At 55.5% G+C, this 22,037-nt stretch carries 19 protein-coding genes; 15 read left to right on the forward strand and 4 right to left on the reverse strand.

Annotation, left to right across the window (positions count from 1 at the left end):
- Window positions 1-57 precede the first annotated feature (57 nt).
- The 3 genes from J8X26_RS14785 (at window position 58) to J8X26_RS14795 (ending at window position 2,553) form a co-directional block, all read left to right on the forward strand.
- Window positions 58-303, forward strand: a complete 246-nt coding sequence (locus tag J8X26_RS14785; protein WP_374101283.1) for a hypothetical protein — start codon at window positions 58-60, stop codon at window positions 301-303.
- On the forward strand, window positions 296-1,096 hold the full coding sequence (gene map, locus J8X26_RS14790; RefSeq protein ID WP_374101282.1) for a type I methionyl aminopeptidase: 801 nt from the start codon (window positions 296-298) through the stop codon (window positions 1,094-1,096). Before J8X26_RS14785 ends, map begins: the two co-directional genes overlap by 8 nt.
- Before the next feature lie 104 nt (window positions 1,097-1,200).
- Entirely contained in the window at window positions 1,201-2,553 is a 1,353-nt protein-coding gene (locus tag J8X26_RS14795) for a glycoside hydrolase family 10 protein (protein WP_152326615.1), read from the forward strand.
- Between the two features lie 63 nt (window positions 2,554-2,616).
- Here J8X26_RS14795 and J8X26_RS14800 read toward each other — a convergent pair whose 3' ends face one another.
- The 4 genes from J8X26_RS14800 to J8X26_RS14815 all read right to left on the reverse strand — a co-directional run bounded on the left by J8X26_RS14800 (window position 2,617) and on the right by J8X26_RS14815 (window position 6,837).
- Window positions 2,617-3,162, reverse strand: a complete 546-nt coding sequence (locus J8X26_RS14800) for a PadR family transcriptional regulator (protein ID WP_208951260.1) — start codon at window positions 3,160-3,162, stop codon at window positions 2,617-2,619.
- A 107-nt stretch (window positions 3,163-3,269) separates the two neighbouring features.
- Window positions 3,270-5,000, reverse strand: a complete 1,731-nt coding sequence (locus J8X26_RS14805; RefSeq protein WP_208951261.1) for a tannase/feruloyl esterase family alpha/beta hydrolase — start codon at window positions 4,998-5,000, stop codon at window positions 3,270-3,272.
- A gap of 237 nt (window positions 5,001-5,237) precedes the next feature.
- Window positions 5,238-6,050, reverse strand: coding sequence for a siderophore-interacting protein (locus J8X26_RS14810; RefSeq protein ID WP_208951262.1), 813 nt, complete (start codon window positions 6,048-6,050; stop codon window positions 5,238-5,240).
- Between the two features lie 175 nt (window positions 6,051-6,225).
- The gene (locus J8X26_RS14815) at window positions 6,226-6,837 is read right to left on the reverse strand and encodes a TetR/AcrR family transcriptional regulator (RefSeq protein ID WP_208951263.1); all 612 of its coding nucleotides are present in this window, start codon (window positions 6,835-6,837) and stop codon (window positions 6,226-6,228) included.
- A 425-nt stretch (window positions 6,838-7,262) separates the two neighbouring features.
- Here J8X26_RS14815 and J8X26_RS14820 point away from each other — a divergent pair, with 425 nt between their 5' ends.
- The 12 genes from J8X26_RS14820 to J8X26_RS14875 all read left to right on the forward strand — a co-directional run bounded on the left by J8X26_RS14820 (window position 7,263) and on the right by J8X26_RS14875 (window position 22,015).
- On the forward strand, window positions 7,263-9,635 hold the full coding sequence (locus J8X26_RS14820; RefSeq protein WP_374101284.1) for a TonB-dependent receptor domain-containing protein: 2,373 nt from the start codon (window positions 7,263-7,265) through the stop codon (window positions 9,633-9,635).
- A gap of 176 nt (window positions 9,636-9,811) precedes the next feature.
- The gene (locus J8X26_RS14825; RefSeq protein ID WP_208951265.1) at window positions 9,812-10,003 is read left to right on the forward strand and encodes a hypothetical protein; all 192 of its coding nucleotides are present in this window, start codon (window positions 9,812-9,814) and stop codon (window positions 10,001-10,003) included.
- A 157-nt stretch (window positions 10,004-10,160) separates the two neighbouring features.
- Complete coding sequence (gene dctP / locus J8X26_RS14830; protein WP_208951266.1) at window positions 10,161-11,198, forward strand: TRAP transporter substrate-binding protein DctP; 1,038 nt, start codon at window positions 10,161-10,163, stop codon at window positions 11,196-11,198.
- 227 nt (window positions 11,199-11,425) lie between these two features.
- A complete protein-coding gene (locus J8X26_RS14835; protein WP_208951267.1) occupies window positions 11,426-12,088 on the forward strand; it encodes a DUF3313 domain-containing protein in 663 nt (220 codons plus the stop codon).
- Window positions 12,089-12,110: 22 nt separating this feature from the next.
- Entirely contained in the window at window positions 12,111-12,731 is a 621-nt protein-coding gene (locus J8X26_RS14840) for a paraquat-inducible protein A (protein ID WP_244370597.1), read from the forward strand.
- Window positions 12,695-13,348, forward strand: coding sequence for a paraquat-inducible protein A (locus J8X26_RS14845; protein WP_165060074.1), 654 nt, complete (start codon window positions 12,695-12,697; stop codon window positions 13,346-13,348). Before J8X26_RS14840 ends, J8X26_RS14845 begins: the two co-directional genes overlap by 37 nt.
- The gene (locus J8X26_RS14850) at window positions 13,341-14,939 is read left to right on the forward strand and encodes an intermembrane transport protein PqiB (protein WP_208951268.1); all 1,599 of its coding nucleotides are present in this window, start codon (window positions 13,341-13,343) and stop codon (window positions 14,937-14,939) included. Before J8X26_RS14845 ends, J8X26_RS14850 begins: the two co-directional genes overlap by 8 nt.
- Window positions 14,936-15,517, forward strand: a complete 582-nt coding sequence (locus tag J8X26_RS14855) for a membrane integrity-associated transporter subunit PqiC (protein ID WP_208951269.1) — start codon at window positions 14,936-14,938, stop codon at window positions 15,515-15,517. The genes J8X26_RS14850 and J8X26_RS14855 overlap by 4 nt, the downstream gene beginning before the upstream one ends.
- A gap of 264 nt (window positions 15,518-15,781) precedes the next feature.
- The gene (locus tag J8X26_RS14860) at window positions 15,782-16,273 is read left to right on the forward strand and encodes a PadR family transcriptional regulator (protein ID WP_152326626.1); all 492 of its coding nucleotides are present in this window, start codon (window positions 15,782-15,784) and stop codon (window positions 16,271-16,273) included.
- A 113-nt stretch (window positions 16,274-16,386) separates the two neighbouring features.
- Window positions 16,387-17,529, forward strand: coding sequence for an efflux RND transporter periplasmic adaptor subunit (locus tag J8X26_RS14865; protein ID WP_208951270.1), 1,143 nt, complete (start codon window positions 16,387-16,389; stop codon window positions 17,527-17,529).
- Window positions 17,529-20,639, forward strand: coding sequence for an efflux RND transporter permease subunit (locus J8X26_RS14870; protein WP_208951271.1), 3,111 nt, complete (start codon window positions 17,529-17,531; stop codon window positions 20,637-20,639). The genes J8X26_RS14865 and J8X26_RS14870 overlap by 1 nt, the downstream gene beginning before the upstream one ends.
- A 5-nt stretch (window positions 20,640-20,644) precedes the next feature.
- The gene (locus tag J8X26_RS14875; RefSeq protein ID WP_208951284.1) at window positions 20,645-22,015 is read left to right on the forward strand and encodes an efflux transporter outer membrane subunit; all 1,371 of its coding nucleotides are present in this window, start codon (window positions 20,645-20,647) and stop codon (window positions 22,013-22,015) included.
- Window positions 22,016-22,037 lie beyond the last annotated feature (22 nt).

The following is a 22,037-nucleotide window of genomic DNA, read 5'->3' on the forward strand; positions in this document are numbered from 1 at the left end:
CGTAAGGATTGCCTGAGAAAGTCAGCGACGAGGGGAGCTTTTATCTAAATCCGATTTATTCAACAAAGCCAACTGATGCATGAAAACTTACGCATCGCCAGCCTGGCTTATACGCGTTCGATCAATGCACAGGCCGAACACTGGATGAAAATTGGCATGTTAATGGAAACCCATCCGGACATGACCCACAGCGAAATCTCCCGGCTGCTGGTGCGTTGCAGCATGGAATCCGATGAGAACACCGACAGTTTCCGTACGCTGTTAAACGTGGGCGGCACACACAGGAAGGCAAGTAATGAATAGTGGTTTAGACAGCGCGTATTTTGTTAACAATAACCGGATGATCAAAACGCCGGAAGGGATCAGCAAAGCCCGCATCGCAGGCAAACTGGCCGCCCGGGTTTTGCATATGATCACACCTTACGTTGTGCCCGGCGTTACGACCAATGAACTGGACCGCATCTGCCACGATTTCATCGTCAACGAATTGCAGGCGATCCCGGCCAATATCGGCTATCACGGTTATCAGAAAACGACCTGTACCTCCGTCAATCATGTGATTTGCCACGGCATTCCGTCCGACAAAGCACTGAAGAAAGGCGATATCATTAACATCGACGTCGCGCTGATCAAAGACGGCTGGTACGGTGACACCAGCCGCATGTATTACGCCGGTGAGCCGGGCATTCTTGCCCGCCGTCTGACGGATACCACGTATGAAGCCATGATGGCCGGCATTGAAGCCGTCCGCCCCGGCGCAACGCTGGGTGACGTCGGTTATGCCATTGCCGCCGTCGCGAAACGCGAAGGTTTTTCCATCGTGGAAGAGTATTGCGGCCACGGCATTGGCATGGGTTATCACGAAGACCCGCAGGTGCTGCATTATGGCGAAAAAAAACGCGGTCTGGTTTTGCAGGAAGGCATGCTGTTCACTATCGAACCGATGCTGAACGCCGGTAAAAAGCAGAATAAAGTGCTGCCCGACGGCTGGACGGTGGTCACCAAAGATCACTCGTTGTCCGCACAGTGGGAACACATGGTAGCCGTGACCAAAGATGGCTACGAAATCCTGACGCCGTGGCCTGAGCACGAATAAGCGGAATTTTTACCGCATCCGGATCATGCCCGATGCGATGATAAGCGCCTGACTGGTTGACTTTAATTCGAATACTACGAAAATGTTTTCATTCGAAAAACGACATGAAAGTCCCGGAGTTTATCATCGCTTCTTCCCCTGTTTTGCCCTTCGCAACTCCGGCTAAAAAGTCAGGCGTTCTTATTGCCTTGGCGCTGTTACTGGCGAGTTGTTCATCCGCGCCGCCGAAATCACTGGTCACGCCGCTGCCGCCGGTCGCAAAGCAACCTCTTGCGCCTAAAGGTGAGCAGAATAAAGAACCGGTGCGCGGCGTCTGGCTGGCGACGGTTTCCCGTCTCGACTGGCCACCGATGTCTTCGGTGAATGTCAGCAGCCCCGCACAGCGCATCAGTCAGCAGAAAAAGTCCCTCACCGACAAGCTCGATAATCTGAAATCGCTCGGCATCAACACCGTATTCTTCCAGGTTAAACCGGACGGCACCGCGCTGTGGCAATCCAAAATTTTGCCTTGGTCCGATATGCTGACCGGCACGATTGGCGAAGACCCGGGTTATGACCCGCTGAAATTTATGCTTGATGAAGCGCACAAGCGCGGCATGAAAGTGCATGCGTGGTTCAACCCGTACCGCGTTTCGGTGAATACCAAACCTTCAACGATTGCCGAGCTGAATCGTACATTGTCACTCAGTCCGGCGAGCGTTTATGTGCTGCACCGCGACTGGATCCGCACCGCAGGCGATCGCCTGGTGCTTGACCCCGGCATTCCTGAAGCGCGTGACTGGATCACCAGCATCGTGGCCGAAGTCGTTACGCGTTATCCGGTCGACGGCGTGCAGTTTGATGACTATTTCTATGCCGAAACCCCTGGCTCGGCGCTCGATGACAGCATGACGTTCAGAAAATACGGTCAGGGATTCAGCTCAAAAGCGGACTGGCGTCGCCACAATACGCAGATGCTGATCGAACAGGTTTCCCGCACCGTCCGCCAGCTGAAACCGGGCGTTGAATTCGGCGTCAGCCCTGCCGGTGTCTGGCGTAATCTGTCGTTCGACCCTGCCGGTTCCGACACACGCGGCGCGGCGGCGTATGACGAAGCCTATGCCGATACGCGTCTTTGGGTGAAACAGGGTTTGCTCGATTACATTGCGCCGCAGCTTTACTGGCCTTTCTCCCGCAAGGCGGCCCGCTATGACGTGCTGGCGAAATGGTGGGCGGATGTCGTGAAACCGAACAACACGCGCCTGTATATCGGTATTGCGCTGTATAAAGTGGGCGAGCCGTCTAAGAATGAGCCTGAATGGACCACCGGCGGTGGCGTACCGGAGCTGAAGAAACAGCTCGATATGAATGAATCGTTACCGGGCATCAGCGGCACCATTCTGTTTCGGGAAAATTACCTGAACCAGCCGCAAACGCAGGAAGCCGTGCGTTACCTGAAAAGCCGCTGGGGCCATTAAGCCAGCGCGGATAAAACAAAAAAAGCCCCCTGCAATGACGCCGGGGGCTTTTCGTTTTCAACCTTAACTGCGCTCAATTTCTTTGGTTGCGCGATCTAACGCATCGGTGATTTTATACAGCGTTTCCTGTTCGATAGGCCCTTTCGCCAGCCTCAAATTCAGCGCTGAACGGATATTATTTATCGCCCTTTGCATTTCCGGAATGCTGCGGTTATTTGACAGGATCGCCAGCGAATGCAGCCGCTCAGTCACCGTCGCCAGTAATTCATCCTGCTGGTTAAGCAATATCGCACCTTCTGCGGTGATCGTATATTGCTTCTTCCCGCCTTCTTCCTGATTCGCCAGAACCAGTCCCTGATCTTCCAGAAAAGTCAGGTTCGGATAAATAATACTGGCGCTCGGGGTGTATTCCCCTTTGGATAGCTCTTCGATGGCTTTGATCAGTTCATAACCGTGGGCGGAACGCTGTTGCAGAAAATGCAGCATTAATAGGCGGATATCACCGGTTTCGAACATTCTTTCACGACGGTGTTTTTTCGCAGCAATACAGTTTGCTTTGTTGCCGGATCCGGCGGGAGGACGGTCGTTGCCCAGAGGATTATTTTTCATCAGAACCATGGTTAAAATTGCGTAAAGATATCCCCTAAAGATAACGGGTTAAGCCCCCGATCACAATCTCCCCTTCACGTGCGAAGGGGAGCGTTTTTATGATGGCATTAGTTCATGAAAGTAAAAGGCTTATAGAAATTTTCGCCCAGCCAGTGATAAGCCGCAGGCTGCGTCGCCAGCGGTTTGCGCACATAGCTGGCGGCAGAATTCACATCGCCTTTGCCGCTGTACACCGCGTAATCCGGGTACGGGAAAACCGGGCGAGAAGCGGCATCTGCCGGGATTTTCTCCAGACGGATTTCAGTTGCTGGCTTTTTACCGCGTTCCGGCAGCGGTTGCCCGAACGACGTTTTCTGCTCTTTTGCCGCCTGATACGTGGTGATGTTATCCGGCGCAGTGCCCTTTTCCACCCAGTTCATCATAGGTGTGAGGAAATCCACCAGGCTCGGGCCTTCACCGCCGGAGCAGTGATGCACGCCTGGCAGCAGATACAGACGCTCAAACTGATCGCGGCTCGCCGCCCCCATGACGTTGCCGACGGCCTGATGATAAGCCACGGAATTGAGCGGTGAAATGTGCTGATCCGCCCAGCCGTGCCAGATAATCAGCTTGCCACCGGCGGCTTTAAACGCCGTCAGATCCGGGTTGGTCGCGTCATAAAGCGGATGCATTTTGCGCAGTTCGTCAAACGCCGCTTCGGTGAACTTCACGTCTTTTAACGTAAAATCCGCTGGCGGATTTTTCTCGTAATTCATGTATTTAAGCGACGACAGTGCGATCATCTGGCTGAAAATCGGGTCGCTGGCTTTTTCCGGCACAAAGACACCTTCCCACGCCAGTTCTGAACCCGGCATCGGGCCGCCGACAATCAGTTTTTTGCCTGTTTTCGGATCTACAGGCCCCGCATACAACCGGTTCAGCGCCGTCAGTTCTGTGGTGGATAAACACGATCCCTGCGGCGTGGCCGGATCGGTTTTGCACGCCAGAACCGAGGTGTCGAAATGGCAACTTTGCGGGTCGGCAATCAGGCCATCGGTCTGACCATCCCGCGCGTCGCATTGTTTGAGCACGGCGTTGTGGATCAGCGGCAAACGCGCGGCCAGCAGCACCGGTTTGCCGTCAGGCCCGGTATTGGAAAGCGCCTGCCAGGCGTGATAAACCGCATTCTGCGACTGGAAATTCATCGCGGCGGCACCGGCAATAATACCGTTGAAATCATGCGGGAAGCGCTGCGCTTCCATCAGGGCTTCACGGCCACCGTCCGAGCAGCCGTTAAAATAGGAATATGCAGGCGCGCGGCCATAGAAAGCCGTGATCAGCTTTTTCGACACTTCCGCCGTCAGATGCTGGCTGCGGTAGGCGAAATCCACGCGTTTCTGAGGATCTTTACCAAAGTCACCTTCCTTCATGGAATGGCCCATGTCAGTGGCGGCCAGAACAAAACCGTTGGTATTTAAGGGCGTACAACCCGCTGCTGCGCCGATTTGCAGCTGAATATTCCCGCAAAGGCCGCCGCAGCCGATTTGCATATAGCGTTGCTGCCACGATGAAACCGGCAGGATCACCTGAAAACCGATCTCAGGATGCAAATTGCCATCGACTTCACAGGCCGGTGCGCCGTTCACGGTGATTTCTTTGGCGGTCGTGATCCGGCTGCCTTCGCCGCCAATGTCGGTCAGCGAAACGTCGGCAAGTTTTGCGCAGGACATCACCGGTCTGACGACCTCCCGCGCAGGTGCAGTGGGATCAGCAGCGATACTGAAAGAGGAATATCCGGTTAACAGCAGAGGTAACAGACAAAGCGCCCGCCAGCGCCCGTTGAGGCTTTTTAATTTCATAACCATTCCTTTGAATAAAGATTCAGAATTTGTCATAAGAATTATAATGATGGCAGAAATAATAAATAATGGCGTTCAGGGCGGCTGCCGTAATGATTTGCGCGGCAGTTGCAACAAAGTATTAATTTGTAGCGACTGAAATAAAAAACCGCAGATAACAGGGAAAATACGTTCTGTTATCTGCGGGAAAATATTCCGTCACGCTTGACAGGGGTAAATCAGTTCCGGCGCAGAAAATTATTTCGCATGCCAGTACGCCACGCAGCGGACAAAGTTTGCATCCAGCCCGCGGGTTTCGGTGAAATAATCACTCAGGCCTTTGACGAATTTCCCTTCGCCGGTGGCCCAGACGTAATAGTCATTTTCAGGCAGCATCAGACTTTTCAATTTCTGCACAACCGCATCATCTTCGCGATAGCCATTATGCTCATCGCTGACGATCCACTCGACGTTGAAATCTTTTTCTTCATCCAGATAACTGATGCAGCTCACGGCCTTCACTTTCACCAGTACGGTGATTTTTGCGTTTACAGCCGCCTCTTTCAGTTCACGCAGGCGGCGTTTTACTGCCGGAAGACCGGTTTCATCGCAAAGATACAGCTGCCACCGGTAGGTCGTCGGAATAATCAGGGAACCGCGCGGCCCGCCAATGATCAGTTTATCCCCCGGTTTGGCATTGCCGGCCCATTCGCTGGCCACACCGCCGTCATGAATATAAAAATCCAGCGTCAGTTCGTTAGTTTGCGCATCAAAATGCAGCGGTGTGTATTCACGGTTAACCGGACGCGGGCCTTCGCCCCAGGCAATGCCGTCTTCTGTGGCGGTCGGCGGAACAATCATGTCGCCCGGATTTGCCGGGAAGAACAGTTTGATGTGATCATCAAAACCGCGGGACGTAAAACCCTTCAGCTCGTCACCGCTCAGTACAATGCGTTTAAAACAGCCGGAAACCGTTTCCGCGCTTTTTACCGTGATGTGGCGGAAAACCAGTTCGTTCTTAACGCGCACCGGCAGGTTGGCGGCGGAAGATTCAGTGCGTTTGTGTTCCATATTTTTTCTCTCAAGGTGGCGAAACTTATCATCGCGAGCCCGCTCAGGACGTGAATGATTCTCAATTCAGTGAAAGATATATCTTAGTAATATTTTATGCAACGACTTCAAAAAAAAACCGACCATCGTGAAGAAGGCCGGTTGGCGGTTTGTGCAGCAGAACGCACCGGGTGGATTAACGCACCGCGCCGCGCAAAAACATATCGACGGCGCTGCTCACCATCTGGCGGATTTCCGCAATTTCCAGCGGTGCCGGATTACGCTGATAGACGCGCGTGTTGGTTTGCGCCGTCACCAGCGCCAGAAACTGTAAGGCGCGCAGATGCGCATCGGCCTGCGCCAGTTGCCCTCGCTCCATCGCACTGCCCAGGAATTTTGCCAGGATATCGACGCTCTCCCGTGGCCCGGCGTCATAAAACAACGTGCCGATTTCGGAATGCCCGGACTCGGCGATCACCATGCGATACACCGCCAGCGCGGAGACATCATTGGTCAGCACCAGCAACATTCTTTCACCAAAACGGGTGAGGATGGTTTCAAGATTGGCATCCGCCCACGTTTGGGTCAGATCGCTGACGGCGTCGGAAAGATGCCCGGTGGCATAGGCTTTCACCACCGCCACCAGCAACTCTTCTTTCGACGGGAAATAGCTGTAGAGCGTGGCCTTTGAACCGCCGAGACGCCGGGCGAGCTCATTCATTGACGCGCGTTCGTAACCGGTTTCCTGAAACAATTGCGCTGCGGCATCGATAATCGCCTCCCTGCGGGCTTCGGTGCGGACTTTCATCTTCCCTCCTGACGTTGCTATTACGGCCACGGCCAAAAACCGTCGCGGCGAAACTGTACAGTACAGTTCCCTGATGTCCCCACTCTAACGACGGGTTTGTGCCTTGTAAAGCGACCCGCGTAGCCCATTTTTCAGAACGAAGTGCAAAGATTTCGTTAAGAAGCGCATTTTTATTTACCAATTTGTTGATAACAATTATCAGTATCATTATCATTCGCACAAAGCTGAAATGGGTAAGGACTGTAATTAAACCCATATTTTATAAGGACAACGGCTTTTTCACGGAAGATTAAAGCAGATGACAAGCGCGTCTGAATTTGTCGAAAGGCAGTAAATGCGAGCAGAACTTAAAAAAATTAGTGCAGGACTAAAAACAAATGTTCAAATCCTTTACACAGCAGGGTTTGGTGAAAAACGTCATTTTCATGGGGACGATTCTCACCACCACCTTTAACGTAAACGCAGCGGAAGCCGTTAAAGACAACACCGATCTGGCACAGAACAAAGCGCAATCTACAGAAACCATCAAAAAGAAACCGGTGGTGCGCAGTGCGAAGGATCTGGCACAGAACAATGAAGAAGTGATGACCGTCACCGAGACCCTGCCGGATAAAACGCCGGGCTCAAAAACCACCATCACTGCGGCTGAAATGCAAAAACGTGGCGGTAACGATTTCGGTACCATCATGCGTTATGAGCCACTGATCACCGCGACCGGCTCAAGTGGCGGTTCCGGCAACGGCAAAAGCGGCTTCGACCGCAGCGGTTACACCGGCTATAACATTCGTGGTCTGGAAAGCAACCGCGTCAGCATCGACGTTGACGGCATTCCACAGCCAAGTGCTACCGGCCGCAGCTACGCCAGCCGCGCTGGTTTAGGCACATCCGGCATCGGCCGTGATTACATCGACCCGTATATTTACGGCCAGGTGGATATCGAATCCGGCGCAACGTCAGCCGAACGCGCCAACACTTCCATCGGCGGCGCCGTTTCCTTCCTGCCAAAAACCGCAGACGATTACCTGCGTCCGGGCAAAGAAACCTATTTCGGTTACCAGTCTGATTATGATTCTTCAGACCGTTCATGGCACAACGGCATTACTGCCGCTGCCGGTGACGAAACCCTGCGTGGCCTTGTGGCGATCAGCCGCCGCGACGGTCAGGAAACCAGCAACAACAGCGGGACGCACGACGCTTATCCGGCGAACTGGCACTCTAACGCCATCATGACGTCCGGTATCTGGCAGCCAAACGACGAACATAAATTCACCGGCACGCTCGATTACTACGAGAAAATCAATCACACCCATTACGACGCGTGGAACAGCGCTGGCAGCTCCATTCTGGGTACCGCACAGCAGCAAAGTAACACCCGCCGCTGGGGCGCAAGCCTGAAAGACGAATGGACACCGTTCAACGATTTCGCTGACGCCGTGGTCTCCAAAGTCTATTACCAGTACACCCAGGCGCATGACAACACGTACATGCCGAACGCCAGCAAAGAGATGATGAACGTCTATTCCGATTACGACGTCAGCACCTATGGCGCGGAAACCAGCTGGCTCAAAACGCTGGGTCGCCACGAGTTGAGTGCCGGGATCAACGGTCGCATCTCTAACACTGAACGTCCGTTCCGCGAAAGCCCGAACCAGAGTGTTTACACCACCATCATGCAGCCGGAAGCCAACAGCCGTTCTTACGTTCTCGGCGGCTTCCTGCAAGACACCATGAAGTTTGACCTCGACGGCCATAACTTCGGCATCGTGCCTGCGGTGCGTGTGGCGTACCAGAATACGAAAGCGACAGACCTGTCCGATTTGTCTAACAGCACCGTGTCTGAAAGCCAGGTTTCTACTTTGTACGGTAAAGCCAACTCCGATACGCAGGTTCTGCCATCACTGGCATTCACGTATGACATCACGCCTAAGCTGATGACTTACCTGCAATACCGTCGCGGCGCACAGTTCCCGGATGCCAGCCAGCTTTACGGCTCCTGGAACCTCGGTTCTTCTTATGCCGGTTCTCAGCAATATGCGCTGATCGGTAATACCAATCTGAAAACCGAAACCAGCAACAACTTCGAATGGGGCATGAAAGGTGAAGCGACCGAAGGCGTGACCTTTAAAACGGCCGTGTTCTACAACACGTACAAAAACTTCATCGCTAACACCCGTTACACCCGCGCAGGCAGCCCGGGCATGTTCACCAACGTGCCTTCCAATATTTATACGATTTATCAGGCCGAAAACCGCGATGAAGCGTTTATCTACGGTGGCGATCTGAGCACTAAAATCAACTACGGTACGTGGTTCAGCAGCGTTGACGGTCTGAGCACCAGCTTCGCACTGGGTTACGCCAAGGGTGAATCTAAATCCAGCTACGCGGGTGACAAATACGTTGATATCGACAGCGTTCCGCCAATGAAATTTGTAGCCGGTGTGGCATGGGATGATCCGTCAGGTGTCTACGGTACGGCGCTGACTGCAACCTTCGTGAAAGGTAAAAAAGCCGAAGCGACCAACCGTCAGAGCTACACCAACGCCGGTACACCGATCACGGATTCCACCACGGAATACATGAATGTTCCTGGCTACGGTTTGCTTGATGCAACGGCCTACTGGAAAGTGGCGAAAAACGTAAAACTCAGCGGCGGCGTCTATAACATCACCGACCGTAAGTACTGGGATTACCTGAGCAGCCGCAACCTGACTGAAACCACCAATCAGGATGCATACAACAAAGCGCTGGCCGTGATGCCAGGCCGCAGCTTCCAGCTGGGCGTGAATGTCGATTTCTAAGCGATAATTCATCACCGAAAACCTGAGCGCTATGTGAAAACATGGCGCTTTTTTATGTTTCAAGATGCAGGTTATGGCCAATACCCCACGGCCATCTGGCAGATTTTTTCATCGTTTCCCGGGTGCTAGTTTTTAATTTCCATCCATGCTGTCCCAAAGCGAAAGGAAATAAAAGAATGCCGATTACCCGTACTCAGGGGACTGCATTCCCCCATATTTATCTGCCAAATAATGCTCAGAAACAGTCCGCCTGCAACGTGATTGCCCTGTTGCAATATGCCGGTATCTGGCCGGCTGCGGGGCAACGTCGAACCAACGGTGTCATGCGTGTCGATATGCAGGGGCATATTCCGGGTGCCGTTCCGTAATGGCTTCTGAGATGTTTTTTTAACGCCCCTGTCGCTTTTCGCAGAGGCGCTTTTGTGTCTGATTATCAGCAAATAAATGGTTGCCGCGCACAACAGCCCACACCGGGAAACGACTAGACTCCCTGTTTTCCTCATCATCATTTCACTGAGAGATTACATGGAATTAATCAAAAAACCGCTCGCGCTGGTGCTCGCCCTGTTGCTGTCACCCGTCTGCGTAAACGCCACCACCCTGCTGAACTACACCGATCATGAACCGCTGGGTGGCACGCGCACCCGCTTCATCAATGACGTTTTCTTCCCGGCGATTGAAAAAGAATCACAGGGTCGTCTGAAAATTAACGCGCACTGGGGCAGCGAACGGGCGACCGGTTATAACGCGCTGAGCGTAATCAGTGAGGGTTCAGCAGCGGATATGGGCACCGTTGTGCCGGAATACGCGGCCAAAGATCTGCCGCTGCATCAGATTTTTAAAAGCTTTCCCGCCGGGCCGACCGGTGACCGACAGATTGCATTCTTCCGCCGCGTTTACGCCGAAATTCCGGCTTTTCCTGCCGAGTTACATCACGAAAACGTCGTGAACATTTTCTTCGGCACCGGTTATCCGGTGGCGTTTCTCAGCACGAATCCGCTGAAAAATCTGCAAGATATCCGGGGCACGACGTGGCGTTCAGCGAGTTTCTGGCATCAGGATTTTCTGCGAAATGCGGGCGCGAAGCCAGTCACGATGCCGTGGGGCCCGGAAACGGTGAAAGCGTTTCAGACCGGCGCGCTGGACGGCATTATGGTCAACGTGGACAGCGGTTATGACCTGAAAATTCAGAAAATGGCACCGGAGGTTTTAGTCTCGCGCGAGCTGTGGCTCGGCCACGTTTATCTGCTGGTGATGAATGAAAAGGTCTGGAACGGGCTGGCGAAAGCCGATCAGGATGCCATTCACCGCGCCGCAGAAACTGCCTACAAAACTGCCGGTCAGGTGATGGACAAAGGCTATATAAACCAGCTGGATGGGCTGCGCAAAGACGGCGCAAACGTCCGCGAACTTCAGCACAGCGAAGTGGAACACTGGCAAACGGTGAGCCGTTATCCGGAGATTCAGGCCGCGTGGGCAAAAGAGCAAACCGCAGCAGGCGTGACACAGGCGGTTCCGGTGCTGGAAAAAGTCCGCGCAATTTTGGCAGATGAGATGAAGTAATTAAATCGCTCCGGCAGAGGTGACCACCTTTGCCGGAACCCGTTTGTTCGCCCTTCCCCGCAAACCGCTATTTGCCACACTTCCTCTTTTTTACTTTCATAACTGAACCCACCTGTACATTTTCTTGACAGGAGAATTGTCTTACCTCATAAATGTACCGTACTGTACGGTTTAATGAAAAAGTAAACCGACATCCCGCTGCATTTTTTCATAAGAAGGTAAGACGTATGTCTGCGTTAACAAACAGCTATCCGCTGGCAGCTTTGATTTCTTTAGGTTTATTAACGGGGTGCGCGAGTACCCAGCCTGTGCCCTACACCGGGGTCACTTCTTCTTCCCGGATGAAACCTGACACGCAGGATGAATCCGGGCATATCGCTTTCAGCTACAACACGCCGGTCGACTGGAATAAATATTCCCGCGCCATTGTGGATCCGGTGGTGATTTATCAGGGAGCAGATGCCCAGTTTGATGACGTTTCTCCTGAACAAAAACAACAACTGGCGGCGCATATGCAGCAGGTCTTCGGCAAAAGCATGGCGGAACGGTTCCCGCTGACCAACGCCATCACGCCGGGAACCTTGCGCATTCGCCTGACGCTGACCGGCGCGGAAACCAGTACGCCGTTTGTCGGCACGTTCACACGCTTTGACCTGATGGGCGGGCCGTACAACATCGTGCAGTCAATCCGCGGCAAACAAGGGTCGTTTACCGGCTCGGTGAGTTATGCGGTGGAAATCTACGATGCGCCGACCAATCAGTTGCTCAAATCCTATATTTCACGCCAGTACCCGAACTCGCTGAACATCGGGGCGACTTTTGGCGCGCTGAGTGCGGCAGAAACCGGGCTGGAGAAAGGGGCGGATCAGTTGCAGGAACAGCTGAAATAACCGGCTGAATCAGAAAGGGCTCATGATGAAAATCTATCCGCAGCAAATCATCTGCAAACACTGCGACAGCCTGTATACCCGAAAATCCGTGCGGCCCGGCGAGGCCGCATACTGCCCGCGCTGCCGGGCGGTGTTGTATCGGGGAAGCTGGCTGAGTCTGGAACAATGGTTCGCGCTCACCCTCACGGTGGCGCTGTTTTTTATCATCGCCAATGTTTTTCCGGTGCTGGAAATCGGCTTCCACGGCCAGTCGCAGGCGGCCACGCTATGGCAAACCGCGATGGCGCTGGCACACAGCTATGCGTCGCCGCTGGCGATCCCGGTGGCGTTGCTGATGATTGTCTGCCCGTGTTTGCAAATTTTGCTGCTCGGCTGGGTGTTATTTCACGCGTGCAGGAAAAAAGCCGCGCCCGGTTTTGCCTCCGCCATGCGTTTGCTCGCCGGGCTGGCACCGTGGAGCATGGCGGAAGTCGCGCTGCTGAGTATCCTGATTGCTGCTATCAAACTCTCCGGCCTGGTTGAAATCACCACCGGCCCCGGTACCTGGGCATTGCTCGGTTTATGTCTGCTGTTACCCGTGATCAATCATCAGGATTTCCAGCCGTTATGGACACTCAAAACCCTCCGCGGCTACCGCCCGTGATGCCCGTACAGGCGTTACCGCAGGGGCTCGTCCGCTGCCACGTTTGCGGGCTGGTCTGCGAGCATATTTCCGGCGTTCATCGTTTGCCGTGCCCGCGCTGTCATGCGGCGCTGCACCCGCGCCAGCCCGACAGCCGCAGCCAGTCATGGGCGTTTTTGCTGACCGCCCTGCTGTTGTATTTACCCGCCAATTTACTGCCGGTGATGTACAGCTCATTGGCCGGTCACGGCGGTGAAAATACCATTCCGGGCGGAATTGCAGAATTCTGGGCGTCCGGTTCATACGGCGTCGCCACCGTCATTTTTATCGCCAGCGTGGTCGTGCCCTGCGCCAAATTCCTGATCCTCGGCGGGCTGTTGCTTGCCGCCGGAAAAGGCCAGGCCAGGAGCCGCGTTCGCCGCACACGGATGTACCGCCTGACGGAATATATCGGTTACTGGTCGATGCTCGACGTCATGGTCGTGGCACTGGTCGCCGCACTGGTGCAGTTCCCCGGTTTCAGCAGTGCGGAACCGCGCATCGGCATTGTCTTTTTTGGTGCCGTGGTGATTTTTACCCTGCTTGCCGCCATGAAGTTCGACCCGCGTTTGATTTGGGAAAATAACAAGAATGAGTGAACACGTTTCTCCGGCACCTGAAATCACGCCGCGCCGCTGGCGTCCGTCGCTGGTCTGGCTGGTACCTGCCGCCGCTGCGGTAATCGGGCTGTTTTTGTTTTTTCAGATGTGGGCCTCCGCCGGGCCGGAGATTTCGATCACGTTCCAGACCGCAAGCGGATTACAGGCCGGAAAAACCGAGGTGAAATACAAAGACGTCACCGTCGGATTGGTGAAATCCATCACGCTGAGCCCGGACAGCCAGCGCGTACTCGTGACAGTGTCACTGATGAAGAATGCCGAAAACCTGGCGAAATCCGATACCCGCTTCTGGGTGGTGCGTCCGCGCGTCGGTATGGGCGGCGTTTCGGGCATCGACACGCTGCTTTCCGGCGCGTATATCAGCCTGGATACCGGCACATCCGGCAGAACCGGTTCAGTTTTTCAGGGGCTGGAATCGCCACCGGCGGTCATCAACGGTATGCCCGGCAGGCAGTTTGAAGTGGTTGCGGGCGATCTCGGTTCGCTGGATATCGGTTCCGCCGTCTATTACCGCCGCGTGCCCGTGGGCCGGGTGTCGTCCTACGCGCTGCGCCCTGACGGCAAAGGCGTCAGCCTTAACGTCTTTATCGACGCACCCTATGAGCGTTTCGTCACCTCTGCCACGCGGTTCTGGAATGCCAGCGGGCTGGATTTATCGCTCGATTCCGAAGGGTTACAGCTGAAAACGCAGACCATGGCGTCGGTTATTGCCGGCGGCATTGCCTTTGCTAATCCACCAGACGCCGCTCCCGCCGCCACACCTTCCCCCGATCACAGCGTTTTTACGCTGGCCGACGATCAGGCGTCCGCTATGGCACCGCAGGACGGCACGCCGCAAATCCTTCAGCTGCGTTTCCAGCAATCGTTACGCGGAATGAAAACCGGCGCGCCGGTGGAATTCTCCAGCGTAAAACTCGGTAAAGTGACCGCCATCGATCTGGATTACGAGCCAGCCGGTTCACGGTTTATTTCGGTGGTGACGATTGAGGTATACCCGAACCGGCTCGGTCAGGTGCTGGAGAAACTGCCCAAGCCAGAAAAAGATGCCCGGAAACAGGCCGCCGTTTTCCTGCGGGATATGGTCAGACACGGCCTTCGCGCACAGGCGCGCACCGGGAATTTACTGACCGGCCAGCTGTATATTTCGCTCGATTTTATTCCGAACGCCGCGCCAGTTTCTTACGATATCAATGCGCGGCCGCTGCGCATTCCGACGCTGAATGGCGGATTTGATCACCTTCAGGAACAGCTCGCCACGCTCATCGGCAAGGTATCGAAAATGCCCATTGAGTCGATTGGCAATAATCTCAACGCCACGCTGGGCAATCTCAACCAGACGCTGATTCAGGTGAACAGCCAGGTTCTGCCGCAAACCACGCAAACGCTCAGCACGATGAATCAGACCCTGACCCGCGCCCAGTTATTGCTGGCGGAGGATTCGCCGCTGCTGCAAACGCTGGCTGAATTCCAGCGCACGCTGTATTCGCTGCGCACCCTGACCGGCCTGTTAACGCGCCAGCCGCAGGCGCTGCTGACCGGCAGACAGAATGACAAAAAGGAACAGCCATGAAACTTGCCCGAACTGCTTACGCGACGCTTACCCTGCTGGTTTTAACCGGCTGTGCGTCTTCCGCTCCGCACTATTACACGCTGACCACTGCCGCCGGTCCCGCCCCCGCGGCTGCCAGCGCCGCGCCTTTTGTCATCCGCGTGAAACCGGTGAACGTGGCGGAGCGGCTCAATCAGCCGCAGCTGATGGTCCATCAGCGCAACGGCGAACTGCTGATGTCGGATAATGCACTCTGGGCCGCGCCGCTGCCCGAGGAAATTCGGGCGGCGCTGACCGCCCGGCTTGAGCGTTCGCTGAAGACGACGGACATCCGCAGTCTGATGCCACCGGCGGGCAAACCGGTGATCGGTATCCGCGTGTCGGTGGAACAGTTTGATGTCTGGCAAGGTGAGAAAGCGACGATAGCCGCCACCTGGCAGCTGGATCCCGGACAAGACAGCGGGCAACTCATCTGCCAGACACAACATCAGCGCGCCATAAATGGCGGCACGCAGGAGCAGGTGATGATCCGGCAGAAGCTGGTGCAGGACGTGGCGGATGACATCGCTTTCTCCGTGCTTCAGCGCCGCTGCGGCTGACTTTTTCGCAATGCTTACAGTGCAAAACCGGCCTGAGTCACATTATTTTTCAACATTCTCTAAATCAATAAGTTAGCAATATTGAATAACGTTAAGTTTTGTCAATACGAGGAGAACTGCCGTGACAATCTGACTTGAAAAATCAGTTAAAACATAAACTTAACGCAATCCATACACTACCTTTTGCCCCAAGAACTATCTTGACCCTAAAACTGCACAAGATATATCTTGAGACCATCCGGTTCATGGCAGAAGGCACAACCGATGACAAACTCAGGGCCCGCCGCCCGCCGCAAAAGCAAGCTGTTCACGCGTCAGGAACTGACGTTATTTGTGCTGCATCTTATTCAGATCAATCCGGCACATGGTTATGAAATCATTAAAACCATCGAAGGCTATTCGATGGGCGCGTACATCCCCAGCCCCGGCGTGATTTACCCCATTTTAACGCTGATTGTCGAAGAGGGTTTCGCCACCGCCACCGACATTGAAGGCGGTAAAAAGCAGTTCACCATGACGCCTGACGGTTCGGCGTTTCTGGCGCTCAAACGTAAAGAAATTCGCGTTATTGAAGAAAAAATGAAAACGCTGGTGATTAAAAACAATCCCCCGCCTGCGCCTGAACTGATTTATGCCATAGAGAATTTAAAAATCACGGTACGGGCTAAATCGTATAACGGAGAAGTCACACCGGAGAAATACGCTCAAATAATTGAATACGTCAATGAGGCGACACGAAAGATCAACGAACTTTAAACTTTCCTGACCTTATTTAAATAAACCCGACGTTATCCCCGCTGCTTTATTCCAATAAGCCGCGAGGGATCCCTTTTGCCTTTTTTATTTCGTTATTATTTACGGACACCAAAATGCCATCCAGATTTTTGCCATTACTCATTATCCTGGGGCTGAGCGGCTGTGATAATTCGCAGACCGTTCAGCAATCTGCTCCTCCCGTCGACGTCGGCGTTGTCACGCTGAAAGCACAATCTTTTAATCTGGTCAGCGAATTAACCGGGCGCACCACTGCCACGTTAACCGCCGATGTGCGTCCGCAGGTCGGCGGTATTATTCAGAAACGCTTATTCACCGAAGGCGACATGGTCAAAGCCGGTCAGGCGTTATACCAGATTGATCCGTCGTCCTATAAAGCCACCTACGATCAGGCCGCCGCTGCGCTGAAAAGTGCCAAAGCGCTGGTGATTTCCGATTGCCAGAAAGCCAAACGCTACGCCGTGCTGGTGAAGGAGCAGGGCGTGTCGCAGCAGGACGCCGAAGACGCGCAGTCAGCCTGTGCGGAAGATCGCGCCAGCGTTGATGAAAAAGCGGCGGCGCTGGAAACGGCAAAAATTAATCTCGACTGGACGCGCGTGACATCACCGATTGCGGGCCGGATTGGCATTTCATCCGTCACGCCCGGCGCGCTGGTCTCTGCGGCGCAGGACACCGCGCTGGCCACCGTCCGTAATCTCGACTCCATGTATGTGGATCTCACCCGTTCCAGCGCAGATTTACTCAGCCTGCGCAAACGCGCGCTGGCGACCAACAGTGACACCTTAAACGTGACGCTGACGCTGGAGGACGGTTCGGTGTATCCCGAAAAAGGCCGTCTGGAACTGACCGAAGTGGCTGTCGATGAAGCCACCGGCTCCGTGACGCTGCGCGCCGTGTTCCCCAACCCGAAACACGTTTTGCTGCCGGGGATGTTTATCCGCGCTGACGTCGATGAAGGCGTGGTCGAAAACGCCATTCTCGCACCGCAACAGGGCATCACCCGCGATGCAAAAGGCGATGCCACCGCACGGGTCGTCACCGCAGAAAACAAAGTCGAGCAACGTGATGTCGTGACCGGCGACGCCAGCGGCACAAACTGGCTGATCCTTAAAGGCTTACAGGCAGGCGACCGCGTGCTGGTGGAAGGCAGCGACAAAGTCTCAACCGGCGACACCGTCAAACCGGTGGAAGTAAATAACGACGCCACCGCAGCCCAAAGCACAGAAGGAGCCGCCTGATGTTTTCCCGCTTCTTCGTACGTCGCCCGGTTTTTGCCTGGGTGATTTCCATTTTGATCATGATGGCCGGGGTCATGGCGATCCGCACGCTGCCGGTCGCGCAGTACCCGGACGTCGCGCCGCCTTCCGTTAAAATTCAGGCGACGTATTCCGGCGCATCCGCAGAAACGCTGGAAAACAGCGTCACGCAGGTCATCGAACAGCAGCTTACCGGCCTGGATAATCTGCTCTATTTCAGCTCCAGCAGCAGTTCTGACGGCTCCGTGGATATCACGGTGACGTTCAAACAGGGCACCAACGCGGATACCGCGCAGGTTCAGGTGCAGAACAAAGTGCAGCAGGCCGAATCGCGCCTGCCGACGGAAGTGCAGACCGCAGGCGTGACCGTCACAAAATCGCAGTCCAACTTCCTGCTGATCATGGCGGTGTATGACAAAACCGACAAAGCCACCAGCTCGGACATCGCCGACTGGCTGGTGAGTAACATGCAGGATCCGCTGGCGCGCGTCAGCGGCGTTGGCAGTTTGCAGGTGTTCGGGGCGGAATACGCCATGCGCATCTGGATGGACCCGACCAAACTGGCGGCTTACGACCTGATGCCCTCAGACGTTCAGACTGCGATTGAAGCGCAAAACGTACAGATTTCTGCCGGTAAAATCGGCGGTTTGCCGTCTTCAAGTACTCAGCAACTGACTGCCACCGTGCGTGCGCAGTCGCGCCTGCAAACGCCGGAACAGTTCCGCAATATCATCGTGAAAGGCAATACCGGCGGCGCGATTGTCCGCATCAGCGACGTCGCGCGCGTTGAAATGGGCAGTGAAGATTACACCGCAACCTCTCAGCTGAACGGCCATCCTGCCGCAGGCATGGCAGTCATGTTGTCGCCGGGTGCCAATGCGCTCGACACCGCCACGCTGGTGAAAAATACCCTCAGCGAATACCAGCGCAGCATGCCGAAGGGCTATGACATCGCGTATCCGAAAGACAGCACCGAATTCATTAAAGTGTCGGTGCAGGACGTGATTAAAACGCTGGTCGAAGCCATCCTGCTGGTGATCGTGGTGATGTATTTGTTTATGCAGAATCTGCGCGCCACGCTCATTCCTGCGCTGGCGGTGCCGGTGGTGTTGCTCGGGACGTTCGGCGTTCTGGCGTTATTCGGCTATTCGATCAACACCCTGACGCTGTTTGCGATGGTGCTCGCGATCGGTTTGCTGGTGGATGACGCCATTGTGGTGGTGGAAAACGTCGAGCGGATCATGCGCGACGAAGGGCTTTCTGCCCGCGATGCCACCGAGAAATCGATGGGTGAAATCTCCGGCGCGCTGGTGGCGATTGCTTTGGTGCTCTCCGCCGTTTTCCTGCCGATGGCCTTTTTCGGCGGCTCAACCGGCGTGATTTACCGCCAGTTCTCGGTCACGATTATCTCCGCGATGGCGCTTTCTGTTGTGGTCGCGCTGACCCTGACACCCGCGCTGTGCGGCGCTTTCCTGCGCCATAAACCGCAATCGACCACCGGTTTCTTTGGCGGCTTCAACCGCCTGTATTCCCGCACTGAGCATCGCTATGAGAATGGCGTCACGCACGTTCAGCGTCGCCCGGTCGCGATGGTGTTGATTTACGGTGCGATGGCGGCGCTGATGGGCTTGCTGATGTGGCAACTGCCGACCAGCTTCCTGCCGTCCGAAGATCAGGGCGAGATTATGGTGCAGTACACCCTGCCGGCGGGCGCTACGGCGAACCGCACCGAAGCGGTGAACTCCCGCGTCACCCAGTGGTTTATGGATAAAGAAAAAGACAACACTAACGTCATTTTCACCATCACCGGCTTTAACTTCAGCGGCAGCGGCCAGAACGCCGGGATGGCCTTCGTCTCCCTTAAAAACTGGGACGACCGCCCCGGCACGGCCAACACCGCGCAGTCTATCGCCGGACGCGCCATGAAAGATCTCGCGGTGATCCGCGATGCAAAAGTCATTGCCATGACACCGCCGTCGGTGGACGGTCTGGGGCAAAGCAACGGTTTCACCTTCGAGCTGATGTCAGCTGGCGGCACCAGCCGCGCAGAACTGATGAAACTGCGGACAGAACTGCTGGCAATGGCGGCGAAGAGCCCCGAGCTGCAATCGGTCCGCGCCAATGATTTACCGCAGATGCCACAGCTTCAGGTGGATATCGACAACAACAAAGCCGTGGCGCTGGGATTAACGCTGAGTGACGTCACTGATACGCTGAGCAGCGCGTGGGGCGGAACCTATGTCAATGATTTCATTGACCGTGGCCGCGTAAAAGAAGTGTACATTCAGGGCGACAGCCAGTTCCGTTCCAAACCGGCTGATCTGAACAAATGGTTTGTCCGCAGCAGCGACGGCACCAGCATGACGCCGTTCTCCGCGTTCGCCACCACGCACTGGACGTATGGCCCGGAGAGTCTGGCGCGCTACAACGGTTCAACCTCCTATGAGATTCAGGGTGAAAACACCGGCGGCTACAGCTCCGGCGCGGCCATGGCAAAAATGGAAGCGCTGGCAGATAAACTCCCGGCCGGTTCCACCTGGGCCTGGAGCGGATTGTCATTGCAGGAAAAGCTGGCCAGCGGGCAGGCGCTGAGCCTCTACGGCATCTCGATTCTGGTAGTGTTTCTTTGCCTCGCCGCGCTGTACGAAAGCTGGTCTGTCCCCTTCTCCGTCATTCTGGTGATCCCGCTCGGTCTGCTTGGGGCGTCCCTTGCCGCCGAACTTCGCGGCCTGAATAACGACGTCTATTTCCAGGTCGCGTTGCTGACCACCATCGGGCTCTCGTCAAAAAACGCCATCCTGATCGTTGAATTCGCCGAGGCGGCGCTCAAACAGGGCAGCACGTTAACGGCGGCGGCGCTCTCTGCGGCGCGAACCCGCCTGCGCCCTATTCTGATGACGTCACTGGCCTTTATCGCCGGGGTCATGCCGCTGGCGGTTGCCACCGGTGCGGGGGCTAACAGCCGTATCGCCATTGGTACCGGCATTATCGGCGGCACCGTGACCGCCACATTACTGGCTATTTTCTTTGTTCCGCTGTTCTTCGTTCTGGTGAAAAAAGTCTTCACCGGCCACAAAGACGCGCAGGAGTAAGCATGATGTTTCGTCTGAGTATTATTTCATTATCGTTCCTGCTGGCCGGTTGTCTTTCATTGGATCCGCACTACCAGCGCCCTGCCGCGCCGGTGCCTGCCGTCTGGCCTGCGCAGGGAACGCAGCCTGCCGCCACAACCGTGCTCACCGGCTGGCAACACATCATGACCGATTCGCGCCTCAATGCGGTGGTCGCAAAGGCGCTGACCAGTAACCGCGATATGCAGGAAGCGATTGCTGATATCGAAGCGGCAAAAGCGCTTTACGGGGAGCAGCGCGCGAGCCTGTTCCCGACGGTGGATGCGGAACTGACGCAAACCCGCAGCCGCACGCAGGATGCGGGGGTTTCCGGCACCGCCACCGCCGACGGCGCGGTGAGCAGTTTTGAGATTGATTTATTTGGCCGCAACCGCAGCCTGAGCACGGCGGCGAAAGAAACCTGGCTGGCCAGTGAGTCCACCGCGCAGAACACCCGTCTGACGCTGATTGCCGAAACCAGCACCGCGTGGGTCACGCTGGCGGCGGATAACAGCAACCTGAAACTCGCGCAGGACACGCAAAAAAGCGCGGCGGATTCACTGCGTATCACCCGGTTGCGCCAGAAAGAAGGCGTGGCTTCCGGGCCGGATGTCAGCGAATCCATGGCGGTGTACCAGTCCGCCCGCGCCAGCGTCGCCAGCTATCAGACGCTGGTTGCGCAGGGCATCAACGCCCTGAATCTGCTGGTGGGGGAAACCGTGCCGCAAAACCTGCTGCCGGGCACGCTGGAAGACCTGTCGCCGGAGGCCATCGCGCTGGTGCCCGCCGGTGTTTCATCCTCCGTATTACTGCGACGCCCGGACGTGCAGGAAGCCGAACATAACCTCAAAAGCGCCAACGCGGATATCGGCGCCGCGCGGGCAAACTTCTTCCCGACGCTGTCCCTCACCGCCAGCGCAGGCGTCGGCAGCAGTTCGCTGTCGAACCTGTTCAGCCACGGCGCTAACGTCTGGTCATTCGCCCCAGGCCTGACGCTGCCGCTGTTCACCGGCGGCAGCAATACCGCGCAACTGCGGTACGCCGAAGCCGAGAAAAAAGGCCTGATCGCTGCGTATGAAAAATCCATTCAGAGCGCGTTCAAGGACGTTGCTAACGCCCTTGCCCGTCGCGCAACGCTCAGCGAACAACTGGATGCACAGCAGCAATACGTCGCCGCGTCGCAACGCAGTTATGACCTCGCGCGCCGCAGTTATGAAACCGGTGCAGGCGATTACCTGACCGTACTGACCGACCAGCGCTCGCTGTGGTCTGCACAGGCAGATCTGATTGCCTTACAGCAGACCGATTTTGAAAACCGTATCACGCTGTGGCAGTCGCTCGGTGGTGGGGTGAAATAACGCGAAGAGTTTAAAGAGAGAT

This window comes from Rahnella sp. ChDrAdgB13 (genome assembly GCF_017655185.1).
Taxonomy (GTDB): Bacteria; Pseudomonadota; Gammaproteobacteria; order Enterobacterales; family Enterobacteriaceae; genus Rahnella; species Rahnella contaminans.